The sequence below is a fragment of the Streptomyces sp. NPDC042346 genome (genome assembly GCF_055581845.1).
Genome location: NZ_JBVJEH010000001.1, coordinates 85,003 through 101,926 on the forward strand (window position 1 = coordinate 85,003; position 16,924 = coordinate 101,926).

Consider the following 16,924-nt stretch of genomic DNA (forward strand, 5'->3'; position numbering starts at 1 on the left):
GGGCACTACCACACGCCCACTACCCTGGAGTGGTGACTATTCGCCTGTACGACACCAGCGCCCGGCAGATCCGTGACTTCACCCCGCTCACACCGGGCTGCGTCTCGATCTACCTCTGTGGCGCCACCGTGCAGGCCGCCCCGCACATCGGCCACATCCGGTCGGGGCTGAACTTCGACATCATGCGCCGCTGGTTCGCCTACCGCGGCTACGACGTCACGTTCATCCGCAACGTCACCGACATCGACGACAAGATCATCGCCAAGGGCGCCGACCAGGGCCGCGCCTGGTGGTCGATCGGCTACGAGAACGAGCGCGCGTTCAACGCGGGCTACGACGCCCTCGGTTGCCTGCCGCCCACCTACGAGCCCCGCGCCACCGGGCACGTCCCCGAGATGATCGAGATGATGCGCGGCCTCATCGAGCGCGGTCACGCGTACGAGGCCGACGGCAGCGTCTACTTCGACGTGCGCTCCTTCCCGGGGTACCTGGAGCTGTCCAACCAGGACATCGACGACCTGCGGCAGCCCGCCGAGGACGGCATCACCGGCAAGCGCGACCCGCGCGACTTCGCGATGTGGAAGGCGACCAAGCCGGGCGAGCCCGACTGGGACACCCCGTGGGGCCGCGGCCGCCCCGGCTGGCACCTGGAGTGCTCGGCCATGGCCCACAAGTACCTGGGCTCCGCCTTCGACATCCACGGCGGCGGCCTCGACCTGATCTTCCCGCACCACGAGAACGAGATCGCCCAGGCCAAGGCCTTCGGCGACGAGTTCGCGCACTACTGGGTGCACAACGCCTGGGTCACCATGAGCGGCGAGAAGATGTCGAAGTCGCTCGGCAACAGCGTGCTGGTGTCGGAGATGGTCAAGAACTGGCGCCCCATCGTCCTCCGCTACTACCTGGGCACCCCGCACTACCGCTCGATGATCGAGTACAGCGAGGAGTCCCTGCGCGAGGCCGAGTCGGCGTTCGCCCGTATCGAGGGCTTCGTCCAGCGCGCCACCGAGAAGGCCGGGACGACCGTCGCCCCCGCCGCCGAGGTGCCGCCGGCCTTCGCCGAGGCCATGGACGACGACCTGGGCGTGCCGCACGCGCTCGCGATCATCCACACCACCGTCCGCCAGGGCAACAGCGCCCTCGCCGCGGACGACAAGGACGAGGCCATCGCCCGCCTCGCCGAGGTCCGCGCCATGCTCGGCGTCCTCGGCCTGGACCCCCTCGACCCGCACTGGGCCGAGGAGTCCGGTGGCGGCGAAGAGCTCCACGGCGTCGTCGACACCCTCGTACGGCTCGTGCTCCAGCAGCGCGAGTCGGCCCGCGAGCGGAAGGACTGGGCGACCGCGGACGCGATCCGCGATCAGCTCGGCCAGTCCGGTCTCGCCATCGAGGACAGCCCCGACGGCCCCCGCTGGACGCTGGGCACCCGTTAGAAGACGTGCCGCTCGGGGCTCCGGGCGGCACACTTCAGTTAAAGACTTGTGTACGCAGGCATTAGAGGAAATAGGTAGTCATGGCCGGGAACAGCCAGCGCAGGAACCGTCGCACGTCGAACAAGAAGGGTGCGACGGTCGGCAGCGGTGGCCAGCGGCGCAAGGGCCTCGAAGGCAAGGGCCCGACGCCCAAGGCCACCGACCGCAAGGGCCACAAGGCGTTCCGCGTCTCCAACGCGATGGCCCGGAACGTGGCCAAGCGCAAGCCCGTCGCCCGCCGCGGCGGCAAGGGGACGTCCGAGATGGTCGTCGGCCGCAACCCGGTCTTCGAGGCGCTCCGCGACGGCGTGCCCGCCACGACCCTGTACGTGCAGCAGTTCATCGACAACGACGAGCGCGTGCGCGAGGCCCTGAACCTCGCCACCGGCCGCGGCAACATCCACATCATGGAGGCGCCGCGCCCCGAGCTCGACCGGATGACGAACAACCTGAACCACCAGGGTCTCGTCCTCCAGGTCCCGCCGTACGAGTACGCGCACCCCGAGGACCTCGCCGCGGCCGCGTTCGACGACAACGAGGACCCGCTGATCGTCGCCCTCGACGGCATCACCGACCCGCGGAACCTCGGCGCCGTCGTCCGCTCCGTCGCGGCCTTCGGTGGCCACGGCGTGGTCGTCCCCGAGCGCCGTGCCGCCGGCATGACCGCCGGTGCGTGGAAGACCTCGGCCGGCACCGCCGCCCGTACCCCGGTCGCCCGCGCCACCAACCTGACCCGCTGCCTGGAGCAGTACCAGAAGGCCGGTCTCACGGTCGTCGGCCTCGCCGCCGACGGCGACCACGAGGTCCACGAGCTGGAGGCGCTGTCCGGCCCGGTCGTCATCGTCGTCGGCTCCGAGGGCAAGGGCCTGTCCCGCCTCGTCGGCGAGACCTGCGACTACCGCGTCCGCATCCCCATGCCGGGCGGCGCGGAGTCGCTCAACGCCGGTGTCGCCGCCGGTGTCGTGCTGTACGAGGCGGCCCGCCGCCGTATGGCGTAACGCTTCCGCGCAACACTTCTTCGTACGACCCGGCCCCGGCCGCGGCGTTGATCTTGACGGGTCTCGGACATTTGCGAGCTGTCAAGGCAGTGTCCTAAACCCAGATCACTCGGTTAGATGAGTGTGGACACCAGAACGCCCCGGCCGGGGTTCGACGATCAGCCCGCGCTGAGCATGGTCAAAGTGGACTCCGATCCCGCCCAGGTGATCGTGAACCACGCCAGCTTCCGTGTGCGGCTCGCGCCGGCTCAGGCGCCGACGTTCGCCGCGAACCCGCGCGTCGCCGCGCTCTCCGGAGCCGGCGGCGGGACGGGCGGGGGCGCACCGCGCCGTCGGCCCGTCGTGTGGACCGGGAAGTCCGCGCCGGGCGCGACCGGACTCCTCCAGGCCGTCCGCGAGTCCTCCGTCTCCACGCTGGACCCGGCCGTCGGCCGCGGCGGCCGCGACGGTCGCCTCGGGCACGGCGGCCTCGACGCGGGCGCCACCCAGGCCATCCCGCGCATCGACGACACCATGCCCACCCCGGTGGTGCCCGCCGACGCCGCCGCGCCGCTGCTGCCGCCGATGCGGCGCGCCGAGGGCGCCTACGACGACGTGTACGAGCTCCGGCCCGAGACCCCGGGGCCGTACGAGGACGACTCGGCGTATGGCAGGTCGGCGTACGGCACGGCGGACGGCCGGGAGGGCCGCGACGGCCGGCGCCAGGCGCACGACCCCGTCCGGCACGCGTACTACCCGGGCCGCCGGATGAACCTCGGCGTCGTCCTCCTCCCGCTCCGCGTCTTCCTCGGCTTCATCTCCATCTACGCGGGCATGGGCAAGCTCTGCGACCCCGTCTACTTCGACGGCGGCGAGCGCGGCTCCATGGTGAAGTGGCTCAACTCGCTCCACCCGTGGGCCCTCGCCGAACCGCTCCGCGACTTCGCCCTCCAGCACCCCGTGGGCGCCGGACTCACCGTCGCGTTCCTCCAGGTCGTCGTCGGCGTCCTCACCGTCCTCGGCCTCTGGCAGCGGGCGGCGGCCGTGGTCGGCGCCCTGCTCTCCGCCGCGCTGATCCTGACCGTCAGCTGGAAGACCGTCCCGGTCTACGACTCCGCCGACATCATCTACCTGGCCGCCTGGTCCCCGCTGATCATCGCCGGCGCCCCCGTCTACTCGCTCGACGGCCGCCTCGCGGGCGAGGCCTGGCGCACCCTCGGCCCCCGCGCCGAACTGTGGGCCCTGCGCCGCCGCGTCACGCGCCGCAGCACGCTCCTCGCCTCGGTCGTCGTCGGCCTCACCCTCCTCATCGGCTCCGTCCTCGGCGGCGCGGTCCGCTCGACCGAGATGGTCACCGTCCCGGGCCCCAACGACGACCCGATCAACCACCTCCCGGGCCGGCCGCTCCCCACCGAGCCGACGCGCCGCGCCCCCTCCGGCAGCACGTCCACCGCGCCCGAGCCCACCGCGACCTCCGAGACCACGGAGGCCACCGCAGGGCGCGAGGAGACCGAGGAGGAGACCCGGCCGACGGAGACGACCCGGGAGTCCACCCGTACGCAGGAGCAGCGCCCGACGGCCACGCAGGGCAGCACCAGCACGGGCTCCTCGTCCTCGTCGTCCTCCTCCACGACCACGCGTCCGCCCACGAAGTCGAACCCGGCGCCCCCACCGACCACCAGCGACACCCCGACGAGCACGGGCGGCTCGTCGAGCGGCGGCTCCACCGGTTCCACGGGCTCGACGGGCGGCAGCAGCACCCCGACGGAGAGCGGCTCGACGACGGGCGGCGCGAGGAACCCGATCGGCGGCCTGCTGGGCTGAGCGCGCGAGCGGAAGAGAGAAGGGCGGCACCGCGGGATGCGGTAGCCGCCCTTCTCGTACGCGTACTGAGGCGTACGTGGGCGTAGGCGTGGGGGTGTCTCGGTGACTCAGGCCCGCTGGGCGGCGAGCTCCTTGGCGGCCTCGGTGAGGTCCTTGGCGGTGTCGATGGCCCGCCAGTACGCCCCCTGGGGCAGCGGGAAGCCCGCCAGGCGGCGCTCGCGGGCGAGGCGGGGGAAGGTGGTCCGCTCGTGGTCGCCGAGGTCCGGGAGGAGCTCGGTGAAGGCCGCGGAGAAGACGTACACGCCGGCGTTGATGAGGTAGGGCGACGGCGGCGACTCGATGAAGTCGGTGATGTGCCCGAAGGTGTCGGTCTCGACGGCGCCCCAGGGGATGCGGGGGCGGGCCAGTGCCAGCGTCGCGAGGGCGTCCCGCTCGGCGTGGAACGCGGCCATCTCGCGGAGCGAGAAGCGGGTCCAGATGTCGCCGTTGGTCGCGTACCAGGGCTGGTCCGGCGCGGGGAGGTGCGCGGCGGCGTACTTGAGGCCGCCACCGCGGCCCAGGGGCTCGGATTCGACGACCGTGGTCACCTTGAGGGGGAGGTCGGCGGTTTCCAGCCACTCCTGGAGGACCTCGGCGAGGTGGCCGCAGGAGACGACGGCGTCGGTCACGCCCTCGGCGGCGAGCCAGGACAGCTGATGGCCGATGATCGGGGTCCCGGTGCCCGGGATCTCGACCATCGGCTTGGGGCGGTCGTCGGTGTAGGGGCGCAGCCGCGAGCCCTGGCCGCCCGCCAGGACCACGGCCTGCGTCGGATTGGTGTGCATACGGGGAACGATAGGCGCCCGCACGCCGGACGGCCGGATACGCGAGGGAGCGCGGTGCGCGGATCGCGGCGGGGCTTGCGACGCGGGCCGCGGCGGGGGCCGTGGCTCAGCCCACGTCTCGGCTCACGTCTCAGGTCGGGGCTCAGGTCGGGGCTCAGCTCGCGCGCATGACGCCGGTCGCGTACGCGGTGTCGCAGACCGGGCGGGAGAAGGACTGGGCCCGGGAGGGGCCGTAGTGCTTGACGGCGGCGCGGCCGAGGGCGCGGGCGATGGACATGCAGTGCTCGGCGATCGACGGCCGGTTCTCGACCTCGCGCTGGAGGTGCGTGAGGGCCGTGCCGGGGTCCTTCTCCTGAAGCTCTGCGAGGAGCTGGTCGCGGAGAATATCCTGCGGGGCACGGGACTTGGCGCGGACGGAGACGTCCGTGGAGGAGGCCGTCAGCTGGGTGGCGGAGTCCTGGCCGGCCCACGGAACGGCGGATACCGCGAGCGTTCCCGAGAGCACCAGGACGACGGGCAGGACGAGGGCGAGAGAGCGGCCGATTCGGCGGGCAGAGTGCGTCACGCAGGCGAGCGTAGCGGCCGGTAGTGATATGGCGACATTTAGTCACTCTCGCGGGGGATGGTTCGAGGCGGCTTTTCGAATTCCGTGTTGACGCGGGGGGCGCGGGCGGGCCCTGAATGCCGGGGTTTTCCGGGGTAAACCCCGACTTCGACCTCCTAGGCGAACGGCCCCGCATCTGCAAGAGATGCGGGGCCGTTCAGCGAGGCTCTACGGGCCGGGCGACTGGGATCAGTCGCTGAGGCGGGCGCCCGTGGAGGTGGAGAAGACGTGCAGCTCGGCGCCGCGCGGGACGACGTGGAGCGTGGAGCCCTTGGCGGGGACGTCACGGCCGCCGACGCGGACGACCAGGTCCTTGTCCTCGCCGCCGACGCGGGTGGAGCCGTAGATGAAGCCGTCCGAACCGAGCTCCTCGACGACGTTGACCGTCACGGCCAGACCCTCGCCGCTCTCCGAGCTCTGCACGTCGAAGTGCTCGGGGCGGATGCCGACGGTCACCGTGGTGTCGCCGTTGGCGGACGCGGCGGCGATGGCGTCACGGGAGACGGGGACGACGCTGTTGCCGAACTTCACGCCGCCGTCGGTGATCGGGACCTCGATCAGGTTCATGGCGGGGGAGCCGATGAAGCCGGCGACGAAGAGGTTGGCGGGCCGGTCGTACATGTTGCGCGGGGAGTCGACCTGCTGGAGCAGACCGTCCTTCAGCACGGCGACGCGGTCGCCCATGGTGAGGGCCTCGGTCTGGTCGTGGGTGACGTAGACCGTGGTGATGCCCAGACGGCGCTGGAGGCCGGCGATCTGCGTACGGGTCGAGACACGGAGCTTCGCGTCGAGGTTCGACAGCGGCTCGTCCATGAGGAAGACCTGCGGCTCACGCACGATGGCGCGACCCATGGCGACACGCTGACGCTGACCGCCGGAGAGCGCCTTCGGCTTGCGGTCCAGGTACTCGGTGAGGTCGAGGATCTTCGCGGCCTCTTCGACCTTGGCGCGGATCTCGCTCTTGTTGACACCGGCGATCTTGAGCGCGAAGCCCATGTTGTCGGCGACGGTCATGTGCGGGTACAGCGCGTAGTTCTGGAACACCATCGCGATGTCCCGGTCCTTCGGCGGCAGGTGCGTGACGTCGCGGTCACCGATGCGGATGGAGCCGCCGTTGACGTCCTCGAGTCCGGCGAGCATGCGGAGCGAGGTCGACTTGCCACAGCCGGAGGGCCCGACGAGGACGAGGAACTCGCCGTCGGCGATCTCGATGTCGAGCTGGTCGACGGAGGGCTTGGTGGCACCGGGGTACACCCGGGTCGCCTTGTCGAAAGTGACGGAAGCCATGGTGATGTGTCCCTTCACCGGCAGGAACGTGCCGGACGATCCGAGTAAAGGAAGGATTGAGGTCTAGTCCACCTAGGTGAACCGCAAGTGACGCTACCTGGCGATGCCCGATCTGTCAGCAGTCCAGAGGCCGCAAGATTTCCGGCCGCCGCCCGGCCGGGGTTGGTTACACTGCACTCGCTGCCTCCTTAGCTCAGCTGGCCAGAGCACCGCTCTTGTAAAGCGGGGGTCGTCGGTTCGAACCCGACAGGGGGCTCTGCGCTAGGCGTCGCTGACGTGGGATTTCCTCCCCAGGCGACGCCCTACACGGCCTCGGACTCCTCGTCCGGGGCCGTTTGCGTGCGCGGTGCGTGAGCGGACGGAGTGGCAGCACCCGGCGTTTCCCCCGAGAGACCTGCACGATCCGGCACGGCGGCGTGGGGGGTGTGCGGGGTGTGCTGGGCGCGTGCGCGCGGGACGAGGCGGGCGGTGGCCTCCGCGATCGCGAGATCCGCTTCGGGGAGCAGGCTCGTGTACGTGTCCGCCGTGACGGCGATCGAGGAGTGGCCGAGCATCTCCTGGATGGCCTTCAGGTCCGCGCCGGCCGCGTGGGCGAGGGTCGCCGCACCGTGACGGAGGTCGTGGAGCCGGACCGGCGGGAGGCCGATCTCCTCGTACAGCTCGATGAAGCGACGGGTGACGTTCGCGGGGTGGAGGAGCTCGCCGTTCTCGCGGGTGAAGACGCGGCCGGTCTCCACCCAGGCGGTGTCCCACTTCTCTCGGTCCGCGTCCTGCTGGGCCCGGTGCCGGCGCAGGACCTCGACCGTGTCGGAGTCCAAGGCGATGGTCCGTGCGCCCGCGTCGGTCTTGGGATCGTCCTCGTAGACCTCCCAGCCGTCGACGACGAGCTGCTTGGCGACGGTGATGAGGCCGGCGTCGAGGTGGGTGTCGGTCCACTTCTGGCCGCAGGCTTCGCCGCGCCGAAGCCCTCGGAAGGCGACGAGGTGGAAGAGGGCGTAGAGCCGGTCGTCGGCCGCGTGGTCGAGGAAGAGACCGGTGTGCTCCGGTGTCCAGACCATGACGGGCGAGGGCCGCTCGCCCGTCCGCCGCCACTGCAGGACGCGTTCGGCGGTCCACACAAGAGCCTTGGGGCGCTTGCCCGCCTCCAGCTCGACGTGGGCGGCCGGGTTGAAGGTGACCAACTGCTGGGCGATCGCGGCGTTCAGAGCGGCACGCAGGGTGGAGCGGACGCGCTGGCGCGTGGCGGGGCCGACGATGCGGCGGTACGGATCCATCTCGTCGATGGCGGCCTTCATCGCCTTGCGGCGGGCGCGGTGTTCGCGGCCCTTCCACGGGATCCGGGACAGGTCCTCGAACGCCTTGCGGCGGGCGGCGTTGCCCTCGGCGATCTCGACATTGGCCTCGGCGATGGCCTCGAACATCTCCGAGAGGTGGGAGACGCGGAGACGATCAAGCCGCAGATGCCCGATCCGCGGCTTGAGGTGGACGCGGATGTTGCTCTCGTCACGGCTGATGGCGCTCTGCCTGCCCTTCTTGGCCGCCAGCCACATGTCCAGCCAGTCGCCGACGGTGAGCCTGCTGGTCAGGTCGATCCCGTGGCTGAGGCGACGTCGGGTCGCCTCGATGTCCGGGAGGGACGCCTTCTCGGTCGCGACGGTCTCCAGGAGCGTGGCGATCGCGGCCAGGGCCTCCGGGTCGTCGGACTCGGCGAGGCCGAGCAGGGCCCGTATGTGGTCGAGATCGGCCTGTGCGTCCTTGAGGGTCTCGTAGCCGGCGCGGCTGAAGGAGCGGCGGGTGCCGTCGTCGCGGGGCGGGAGCTCCTGTCGTATGGAGTAGGAGCCGTGCTTGCGGCTGGAGAACTTGGGGCAGTTCTTGCCGAGCGGCTTGCCGGTCTTGGGGTCGCGGCAGTAGCAGCGGCGGTGGGTGGATCCCTTCAAAGGGCGTTCTCCTCAGTGGTGTCGGGGCTGGGCTCGGGCTCTTCGATGTCTTCGAGGCCCAGCGGTAGGCGCGGTGGAACAGCGCCCTTTTCTCTGCGGATGGACTCCCGGAGCCAGAGGAGTTCGTCAGTGGCGGAGTCGGCTCGGCCGGCGTACTCGGCTCGCTTGCGTTCGGCTTCTTCGCGCTGGCTGGACGTGGTTGCCGTCCTGACCGCGAATGCCGCCAGCCTCTCCTCGTCCCGGGCGGCCTTGATGGTGAGTTCGAGGGTGGCGTGGCGATTGAACTCGGGGATCAGGCCGGCGTCGCCTTCGCCGTCCTGGCTCTCACCGGTGAAGCGCCGCATGGCCTCCCAGGTGGGCAGCAGGTGCTGGAACGGATATTCCTGGGTGTCCTCGATGTAACCGACGGGGAAGATCAGGCAGATCGGGGACGTGTACAGGGCCACGGCGAGGATCATGACGTCCACCAGCGGAAGGTTGGCGCGTCGCCCGGACTCCATGTTGGCGATGACGTTGCGCGGGATCGGGTGACCGAGTTCCGCACAGCGGTCCGCGAGTTGTTGAGCGCTCCACCCCATCTCCTTGCGTCGTCGTCGGACCTCTCCGGCCACGTTGGCCTTGACGCGGTCCGCCCACTCGGGGAAGTCGTCGTCCTCTTCATCATCGAAGTTGCGCTGTGTCATGAAGACACATTAGCTCGCCCATGATTGCTAGTGAACGCCTGGAGCCGGACGTAGTGAGCACGTTCGCCGAGGGCTGCATCGAGAGGAGCGCTGCATGCGCGATGACGTGATGGCGGGCCAGCCGCTGGGGATGAGTCGGGACGAGCTGCTGGCCCTTCCTGTTGCCATTGACCTGGAAACGGGCAACCGTGCCTTGGGTCTCGGGCGGAGCAAGGGGTACGAGCTGGCCAAGCGGGGTGAGTACCCGTGCCGGGTTCTGCGCCTGGGTAAGACGTACCGAGTGGTGACCGCGGACCTGCTCGGTCTGCTGGGTCTGGCCGCTTAGGGCGCGGCAAGATAGCAGACCGTTCTGCGCTGAGCTGACACAGAATCGCTGGACTGTGCCGGAGGGCGGTCGTACTGTTCGTGGTCGCCCGCCCGGCAACGGGCCCGAAGAACGGGCGAGCCGTCGACGCGCATGCGTCGCAAAAAGCCAGCGACATCCCCCCTTTGACCCACCACCACTGGGTGGCCTGTGCCTGCCTGCACGGCCATCAGCGAAGGAGCCGCCTCTTGGAATCCACAACGCCCGTGACCTCATCCGACCCCATCTGGCCGCCGACGGCGATCCCCGGCCAGCCGGCCGCCCCCTCGTCTGCCCCGGACCCCGAGGGCGTGGAGGTCCTGGACCTGCTCCGGGATGCGATCCGGCGCTATGTCGTGATGCCGAGCGAGGAGGCCCTGACCGCGACCACGCTGTGGGCGGCGGCGACCCACCTGCAGACGGTGTGGCAGCACGCGCCGCGCCTCGCGGTGGTCGGGCCGGCCAAGCGGTGCGGGAAGTCGCGGCTGCTTGAGGTCCTGATCGAGGCCGTCCACGAGCCGCTGATCACGGTCAACGCCTCCGCCGCCGCGATCTTCCGGTCGATCGGCGACGCCGACCCGCCCACGCTCCTCGTCGACGAGGTCGACACGATCTTCGGCAGCGCGAAGGTCGCGGAGAAGAACGAGGAGATGCGCGGCCTGCTCAACGCCGGTCACCAGCGCAACCGGCCCACCCTGCGCGTCTCCGGCCCCAACCACGAGGTGGTCAAGTTCGACACCTTCGCCATGGCCGCCCTCGCCGGCATCGGCGACCTGCCCGACACGATCATGGACCGGTCGGTCGTCATCCGGATGCGCCGCCGAGCCGAGACCGAGAAGGTCAGCTTCTGGCGCTACGGCCGCGACGACCTGGCGGTCCGCGAACTCCGGACCCGGCTGGCAGCCTGGCTCGCCTCCGTACGCGAACAGGCACTCGCCCTGGAACCGAAGATGCCGGTCGAGGACCGTGCCGCCGACACCTGGGCACCGCTGGTCAGCGTCGCCGACCTCGCGGGCGGACACTGGCCCGTCCTGGCCCGCACCGCGTGCACGGCCATGACGGACTACGAGTCCGGACGCGACGAAGACGGCGGACTGAAGATCCGCATCCTCGCCGACATCCGCCGCGCCTTCGCCACCGAAGGCGACCAGCCGGTGATCCGCACCGGCCGCCTCCTGGACATTCTCAACGCCGACCCCGAGGCGCCCTGGGCCGAGCACAGCCCAAACGGGCTCACCCCGCGCGGCCTGCAGCTCCTGCTCCAGGACTACGGCATCAAGTCGGCCAACCGCCGCTTCCCCGGCGGCAACCAGGCCAAGGGCTTCACCCGCGCCCAGTTCACCGACGCGTGGACCCGCTACTGCCCGCCCGAGGCAGCAGCCACCCTCCCGGTCGAGCCCGGCGCCTGACCCTCCCCGACTCGTCCCACTCGTCCCCGCGCAGGTCAGCGCGGGGACGAGTCACCGACCCGCAACGAGTCGACCCGACATCAACGCCCCACCCGTACCTGCCCTGACCAGCCACGGGACGAGTGGGACGAGTCCCCACCGCCCACAGCCGCCCACGCCCCGGCGGCCACGCCCTTCCCCACCCTGGAGACCGCCCCCTTGCACTTCCCTGCTCCAAGCGCCCCAGGCGCCATACGCAGCATCCGCGCCGGCATCGCGCGGCTCACCTCGGCCGCCGAGAACGAGACCCTCAAGCAGAATGACGATCCTGACGACGCTCACCGAGCACCCGCACCCGCTCGGGGGCGTCGCGTGAACCGCGCGGGACGCTTCATCCTCGTCCTCGGCCTGGTGGCCGTCGTCCTCATGGCCTTCCGGGTGTCGTGGAACGCGCTGTCCGACGTGGCCCGCGCCATAGGCGCCGACTCCACCGCCGCCCTGCTCTACCCGATCGTGGTCGACGGTCTGATGGCCCTCGCGCTGGTTGCCGCGCTCGTGCTGACCGGCGCCGACCGGACGTTCGCCCTGCGGGTCCTGGCGACCTACACGATCGCCAGCCTCCTGCTGAACTACGTGCACGGCCTCGTACCGGCCCTGCACACTGACTCGGTCCAGTGGGGCCGACTGACCGACTGGGAGTATGCGAACTGGGCCCTCGTACTGCTGGCAACCTCACTCCCAGTCGGGTCGATCTACTTCGGCTCGGACCTCGTGGCCAAGGTGCTGCACCACAACCCCGAGTCGGCCGGCTCCCCCGAAGCGGCCTCTGCCCAGTCGGCCGGCGACCAGGCCCCACGGTCGACGGCTGACCGGCCCGAATCGGCCTCCGAGCAGCTGACCGAGTCGGCCCCCACGGAGGTCACCGAGGCACGTGCCACGGGGCCGACCGAGGGAGCCGAAGCGGCCCCCGTCACCCGACCGCCTCGGCCGACCACGGTGGCGGAGCCGACCGGAGCAGCCCCGCGTCGGGCGACCGGTCGGGTCCCCGACGCCGCCAAGTCGGCCGCCGACCGCACCCGCACACCCGCCGAAGTCCTCGACAGGGCCCGACTCCTGACCGCCGGCTGGAGCGACGACCAGCTGACCGCCGAGCGTCTGCGCCGCGAACTACGGATCGGTCTGCCCCGGGCCCGCGCTTTGCGCGACCAGATTCAAGCCGAGCGCACCGGCCAGGCCCAGCCCGCCACGGGCGACGGCTCCAAGGCCGGGCCACTCGACGGACTGAACGAAGCCGCCTCCCCCGTCGGCACCGGCTGACCCTCACGGAGCCCTGCCCCGCCCTCCTGCGCATCCCGTGTCCCCGTGCGGCCGAGCACGGGGACACGGAGGCCGTACACAACCAAGCACCCAACGGAGAACTGCCCCATGCACGACACGAACCACGAACTCCCCACCATCCGGCACTCGACCACCACCCCAGCCCCGGGCGGAGCAAGGTATGGCGTTGGACCGTCCAAGGGCCGGTCCAACGCGGATGCCTCCGCCCCGGGGGTGGCGGAGGCAGGTCCCCGGCGCGAGGGCGCACCGGGGACAGGGGGTGTGCGTGCGGCCGACGAAGCCGCGTTGCATCGTGTCGCCCGCCGCCGTGCCCGCCAGGACGTCCAGCGCCGAGAGCGTGTCGACGTCCGCTACAGCGTCGACGAGAAGCAGGCGATCCTCGCCGAGGCCCGCCGCCACAACCTGGCCGGCGCGCATCTTGTCGGCGCCATCGTCATGGCCCACCTGAACGGCGACATCTCCCTGCCCGAGCAGCGCACCGCCGCCGACGACCTGATCGACGAGTACGCCGCCCTGCGTGAGCAGGTCTCCCGGATCGGCAGGAACGTGAACCAGATCGCCAAACGCCTCAACGAAGGCGGCACCACACACCCCATGGACATTGCCGTACTCGCCGAGGCCGGACGGCTCGTGACCTTGGTCCAGGAGACGGTCACGGCGGTCGACACCGCCGCCGATGTGGCCGCCACGAACCGTTGGGCGGCCTGATTGATCGCGAACATCGTCAAGCCCGGCCACAAGACCCGGGGCGTCCTGAACTACCTCTACGGGCCCGGCCGCGCCAACGAACACACCGACCCCCACCTCGTCGCCTCCTGGGACGACTTCGTGCCCGACCCCGGCCGCAACCCCGGGGCCACCCTCGCCCAGCTCGCTGACGTCCTCGACCTTCGGGTCAAGCAGGCCGGCCCGAAGGCGCCGAAGAACTACGTCTGGCACTGCTCGATCCGCGCCGCCCCCGAAGACCGCCACCTGGCCGACGACGAATGGGCCACCATCGCCCGCCGCGTCCTCGACGTCACCGGCATCGCCCCGGCCGGCGACCCCGACGCCTGCCGCTGGATCGCCGTCCGCCACGCCGACGACCACATCCACATCGTCGCCACCAAGGTCCGTGGCGACCTCCGTCCGCCGAGGAACTGGAACGATTTCCTGCGCGCCGACAAGGAACTCGTCGCCATCGAGAAGGAGTACGGGCTGCGCGAGGTGCCGCGCGGGGACCGCACCGCCGCCAAGCGCCCCACTCGCGCCGAGCAGGAGAAGGCCCAGCGCACCGGAAACGCCCGGACCTCCCGGGAACGCCTGCGCACCATCGTCCGCACCGCAGTCTCGGCGGCCACCAGCGCAGAGGAGTTCTTCGGGCTCATCGAGGGGACCAAGGCCCTCGTGGACGTCCAGTACTTCCCCTCCGGGGACGTCCGCGGCTACAAGGTCGCCCTCGACGGTGACACCAACGCCCAAGGCGAGCCCGTCTGGTTCTCCGGCTCCACCCTCGCCCCCGACCTCTCCTACCCCAAGATCGCCGAACGCCTCGCGGGGGCGGAAGCAACGCCGCCGGAACGGCCCGACGCCACAGCCTGGCGACGACTCGCCATCGCCGCCGACCGGACACCCGACCACCTCGCCCACAGCGAGGACGATGCCGGACAGGCCCACATCGCTGTCCTCGCCGAAGCCCTCGACGCACTTCCCCTGGCTGCTCCTGCCGGCCTCCGGCCGCAGCTGGTCCAGGCAGCCACCGCTTTCGAGCGCGCCGCCCGGTCCCGCATCCGAGCGCATCACCAGCAGGCCCAGGCCACCCGCCGGGTGGTGAAGGCGATCCTGCGCGTGCCGCCGCCCAACGACGGGGCCCTCCTCGCGATCGTCCTCGACGCACTCCTGCTGGCGGTCACCGCCGCCCAGCACTGGCACCGCACACGCGAGCACACTCAGCAGGCCGAAGCCGCTCGGCAGACAGCCGAGCACCTCCGCGCGGCCTACAAGGCCGCAGCCGTCGAGCCCCTGGCCGTGATCCATCACCGGGGCCAGAATCTCGCCCAGTGGCTACTGAAGCGGCAGGTCACAGCGGTGCGCCAAGCGCTGCCCGACCTGGCCGAGCAGATCCTCGCCGAACCCGGCTGGCCCGCCCTCGCCGCCACCCTCAGCGACGTCACGACAGCCGGCCATGACCCCGCCGCACGCCTCACCCAAGCCGCCCGCCACCGGGAACTCGACACCGCCACCAACCTCAGCGAAGTGCTCACCTGGCGCTTGAACCGTCTTCCCGATCCGGCAGTCAGGAAGCCTGCGCACAACAAGGCAGCAGGGCAAGTCCAGCCCGGCTCCACCACCACACCGCGAGCCACGCCGCCGGCTTCCCGGCCAAGGGGCCGGTGACGCGGAGCCCGCCTCAGGCGACGCGCCGGCCCGTTCACCGAGTGAACAACAAGGGCGTTCACTCGGTGAATGCCCCCCGCGTTCACCGAGTGAGCACCACCGGCGGCCCCGCAACCGAGGACGTTCCGAATCGGAACACCACCATTTTCCGATGCGGAACGCCCGCCTGTTCCGAATCGGAACAGGCGGGTGTCGAACGATCAACCGTTGCCGTGGTCGAGGACGTTGCCGTTGGTGCAGTGGTTGAGGGTGTTGCCGTTCCATGCGCCGCCCACCGGGACGACCGCCAGCTCCTGGAAGCAGACAGCGGCAGCGCTGAAGTTCCAGTTGTTGGCCGCGTTGACCCCCGGCCCGAAGTTGCTGTCGTTGTCCGCGTGGGCGGGGCCGGCCAGCGCCAGGCTCGTGAGGGCCAGGGCGGCTACAGAGATGATCTTCTTCATGGCGTGCCAACGGACGACCCATGTCCGTGGTCACTGCGTCACCGCAAGAATCCGCCGGACGCCTCTCACGCCACCGGCCATCTGGGTACCGTTCCGGTGACGAACTCTGTACGGGCCGGTCGGGGACAGCACCCGGGGCCCGACCGCTGGGGAGGTGTCCTGATGCTGGAGGAAGCCGAGGAGATCGGCCGGCGCGTCCGCAGGGCGAGGCTGCGGCTGGGAATGCCACAGGCCGACCTGGCGACGGCCCTGGGGAAGTCGCAGGGCTGGGTCTCGAAGATGGAGCGGGGCCTGATCGAGCTGGACCGCGTCGGGCTGCTCAACCAGATCGCCGCCGAGCTGCACGTCCACCCGAACGACCTGATCGGGCGCCCGTACAACAGCTCCCCGGACGACAACCAGTGGCAGGTCGCCGCCTCGTCGATCCTGCGCGAGCTTCGCCGCTACGACCTCGCCCCCGTCTTCGACGGGACGCCGAGGCCCGCACCGCAGCTGTGGCGCGAGGTGACGCGCCTGCACCGGCTCCGCGACACCGCCTCCAACGTGGCGATCCTGCGGGTCCTGCCGGACCTGTTCCGCGAGGCACGAGCCCTGGCCGAGGCATCGGACGGGCACGAGCGGGAGGAGGCGTACGCGATCTACGCGGTGTGCTGCAAGTTCGCCCACACCGCCGCCCACTCCCTCGGCCACCCCGAACTGGTGGCGATGGCCTGCGAACGGGCCGCGTGGTCGGCACGGCTCTCCGGGGACCCGGTGCTGCCGGCGGTCGCGGACTGGATGCGGGTCTGGGACATGTGGGCCACGGCCGACTGGGCGGACGCGCTGACGCTCTCGGACAAGGCGATCGGATCGGTGCAGCAGGCGTACGAGCACGGCGAGCCGCTGGCCGTACGGGCCTGGGGCACGCTCCAGCTCCGGGCGGCGGTCTCGGCCGCCCGCGCCAGCCGCCCGTCCGAGGCGGAGGACCGGATCGGATACGCGAAGGACGCCGCCGAGCGGATGGACGCCTACGCCGGCGCGCCCGTCTACGACCGGCACTCACTGACGTTTTCCGCCGGGAATGTGCAGATCCACGCGATCAGCGTCGCGCTGGAGATGGGCGAGCAGGGCAAGGCCCTGGAGATCAACCGCCGCACCAGCCCCGAGCTGGTGGTGGCCCTGCCCAACTCACGTCAGGGACACCACCACATGGACATCGCGCGCGCGTGGCTGTGGGACGGCAACCGGGGCAAGGCCCTCGGCGAACTGGAGACCGCCGAGCGAATCGCACCCCAGCTCGTACGGAACCACCCCATCGCCCGCTCCACGCTCCGCAGCATCGTCTACGCCGAACGCGCAGCCACGCGCGAGAAGTTGCGGCGCATGTCCGACCGCTTTCACCTGGACGGATAGGGGTCGTATTCCTCCGGCTCATATTCGGGGGCTGGGCCG

15 protein-coding genes and 1 tRNA gene are annotated in these 16,924 nt (G+C 70.9%); 10 read left to right on the forward strand and 6 right to left on the reverse strand.

Translation table 11 applies throughout. The features are described from left to right. The first annotated feature begins 32 nt into the window (after positions 1-32). The 3 genes from cysS (at position 33) to ACZ6K0_RS00475 (ending at position 4,273) form a co-directional block, all read left to right on the forward strand. Positions 33-1,433 (forward strand): cysteine--tRNA ligase, encoded by a 1,401-nt coding sequence (gene cysS, locus ACZ6K0_RS00465; protein WP_376411147.1) that lies wholly within the window; start codon positions 33-35, stop codon positions 1,431-1,433. Between the two features lie 80 nt (positions 1,434-1,513). After that, positions 1,514-2,470 (forward strand): 23S rRNA (guanosine(2251)-2'-O)-methyltransferase RlmB, encoded by a 957-nt coding sequence (gene rlmB, locus ACZ6K0_RS00470; protein ID WP_376411150.1) that lies wholly within the window; start codon positions 1,514-1,516, stop codon positions 2,468-2,470. A gap of 117 nt (positions 2,471-2,587) precedes the next feature. Then, positions 2,588-4,273: a DoxX family membrane protein gene (locus tag ACZ6K0_RS00475; protein ID WP_469228933.1), complete on the forward strand. Its 1,686-nt coding sequence runs from the start codon at positions 2,588-2,590 to the stop codon at positions 4,271-4,273. A 107-nt stretch (positions 4,274-4,380) separates the two neighbouring features. Here the strand turns inward: ACZ6K0_RS00475 and ACZ6K0_RS00480 are convergent, their stop codons facing one another. From ACZ6K0_RS00480 to ACZ6K0_RS00490, 3 genes are all read right to left on the reverse strand, one after another. Then, positions 4,381-5,097, reverse strand: a complete 717-nt coding sequence (locus tag ACZ6K0_RS00480) for a nucleotidyltransferase family protein (RefSeq protein ID WP_376411156.1) — start codon at positions 5,095-5,097, stop codon at positions 4,381-4,383. A 154-nt stretch (positions 5,098-5,251) separates the two neighbouring features. Beyond that, on the reverse strand, positions 5,252-5,662 hold the full coding sequence (locus ACZ6K0_RS00485) for a hypothetical protein (RefSeq protein WP_376411159.1): 411 nt from the start codon (positions 5,660-5,662) through the stop codon (positions 5,252-5,254). Between the two features lie 228 nt (positions 5,663-5,890). Next, a complete protein-coding gene (locus ACZ6K0_RS00490) occupies positions 5,891-6,988 on the reverse strand; it encodes an ABC transporter ATP-binding protein (RefSeq protein ID WP_376411162.1) in 1,098 nt (365 codons plus the stop codon). A gap of 182 nt (positions 6,989-7,170) precedes the next feature. Between ACZ6K0_RS00490 and ACZ6K0_RS00495 the strand changes: the two genes are divergently transcribed. Continuing rightward, a tRNA-Thr gene (locus ACZ6K0_RS00495) sits at positions 7,171-7,244 on the forward strand. A 46-nt stretch (positions 7,245-7,290) separates the two neighbouring features. On the opposite strand, the gene ACZ6K0_RS00500 is transcribed toward ACZ6K0_RS00495, so the two are convergent. Together ACZ6K0_RS00500 and ACZ6K0_RS00505 are read right to left on the reverse strand one after the other, a co-directional pair. After that, positions 7,291-8,925 carry a site-specific integrase gene (locus ACZ6K0_RS00500; RefSeq protein WP_469228936.1) on the reverse strand — a complete coding sequence of 545 codons (1,635 nt, stop codon included), beginning with the start codon at positions 8,923-8,925 and terminating at the stop codon, positions 7,291-7,293. Further along, positions 8,922-9,608 carry a helix-turn-helix domain-containing protein gene (locus tag ACZ6K0_RS00505; protein ID WP_469228938.1) on the reverse strand — a complete coding sequence of 229 codons (687 nt, stop codon included), beginning with the start codon at positions 9,606-9,608 and terminating at the stop codon, positions 8,922-8,924. The genes ACZ6K0_RS00500 and ACZ6K0_RS00505 overlap by 4 nt, the downstream gene beginning before the upstream one ends. A gap of 94 nt (positions 9,609-9,702) precedes the next feature. Between ACZ6K0_RS00505 and ACZ6K0_RS00510 the strand changes: the two genes are divergently transcribed. From ACZ6K0_RS00510 to ACZ6K0_RS00530, 5 genes are all read left to right on the forward strand, one after another. Continuing rightward, positions 9,703-9,933 (forward strand): hypothetical protein, encoded by a 231-nt coding sequence (locus ACZ6K0_RS00510; protein WP_469228940.1) that lies wholly within the window; start codon positions 9,703-9,705, stop codon positions 9,931-9,933. Positions 9,934-10,160: 227 nt separating this feature from the next. Next, positions 10,161-11,360, forward strand: a complete 1,200-nt coding sequence (locus tag ACZ6K0_RS00515; protein ID WP_469228949.1) for a DUF3631 domain-containing protein — start codon at positions 10,161-10,163, stop codon at positions 11,358-11,360. Positions 11,361-11,711: 351 nt separating this feature from the next. Further along, the gene (locus ACZ6K0_RS00520; RefSeq protein ID WP_469228950.1) at positions 11,712-12,656 is read left to right on the forward strand and encodes a DUF2637 domain-containing protein; all 945 of its coding nucleotides are present in this window, start codon (positions 11,712-11,714) and stop codon (positions 12,654-12,656) included. 282 nt (positions 12,657-12,938) lie between these two features. Next, a complete protein-coding gene (mobC, locus tag ACZ6K0_RS00525; RefSeq protein ID WP_469228951.1) occupies positions 12,939-13,385 on the forward strand; it encodes a plasmid mobilization relaxosome protein MobC in 447 nt (148 codons plus the stop codon). Further along, positions 13,386-15,053 (forward strand): relaxase/mobilization nuclease domain-containing protein, encoded by a 1,668-nt coding sequence (locus ACZ6K0_RS00530; RefSeq protein ID WP_469228953.1) that lies wholly within the window; start codon positions 13,386-13,388, stop codon positions 15,051-15,053. Positions 15,054-15,253: 200 nt separating this feature from the next. Here ACZ6K0_RS00530 and ACZ6K0_RS00535 read toward each other — a convergent pair whose 3' ends face one another. After that, a complete protein-coding gene (locus tag ACZ6K0_RS00535; protein ID WP_469228954.1) occupies positions 15,254-15,493 on the reverse strand; it encodes a hypothetical protein in 240 nt (79 codons plus the stop codon). Between the two features lie 162 nt (positions 15,494-15,655). Between ACZ6K0_RS00535 and ACZ6K0_RS00540 the strand changes: the two genes are divergently transcribed. Continuing rightward, a complete protein-coding gene (locus tag ACZ6K0_RS00540; protein ID WP_469228956.1) occupies positions 15,656-16,885 on the forward strand; it encodes a helix-turn-helix domain-containing protein in 1,230 nt (409 codons plus the stop codon). Positions 16,886-16,924: the final 39 nt, after the last annotated feature.

Excerpts from the sequence above, each read along its gene's own strand:
- rlmB (WP_376411150.1), top strand. The coding sequence starts at position 1,514 with ATGGCCGGGAACAGCCAGCGCAGGAACCGTCGCACGTCGAACAAGAAG.
- ACZ6K0_RS00475 (WP_469228933.1), top strand. The coding sequence starts at position 2,588 with ATGAGTGTGGACACCAGAACGCCCCGGCCGGGGTTCGACGATCAGCCC.
- ACZ6K0_RS00480 (WP_376411156.1), bottom strand. The coding sequence starts at position 5,097 with ATGCACACCAATCCGACGCAGGCCGTGGTCCTGGCGGGCGGCCAGGGC.
- ACZ6K0_RS00490 (WP_376411162.1), bottom strand. The coding sequence starts at position 6,988 with ATGGCTTCCGTCACTTTCGACAAGGCGACCCGGGTGTACCCCGGTGCC.
- ACZ6K0_RS00505 (WP_469228938.1), bottom strand. The coding sequence starts at position 9,608 with ATGACACAGCGCAACTTCGATGATGAAGAGGACGACGACTTCCCCGAG.
- ACZ6K0_RS00510 (WP_469228940.1), top strand. The coding sequence starts at position 9,703 with ATGCGCGATGACGTGATGGCGGGCCAGCCGCTGGGGATGAGTCGGGAC.
- ACZ6K0_RS00535 (WP_469228954.1), bottom strand. The coding sequence starts at position 15,493 with ATGAAGAAGATCATCTCTGTAGCCGCCCTGGCCCTCACGAGCCTGGCG.
- ACZ6K0_RS00540 (WP_469228956.1), top strand. The coding sequence starts at position 15,656 with ATGCTGGAGGAAGCCGAGGAGATCGGCCGGCGCGTCCGCAGGGCGAGG.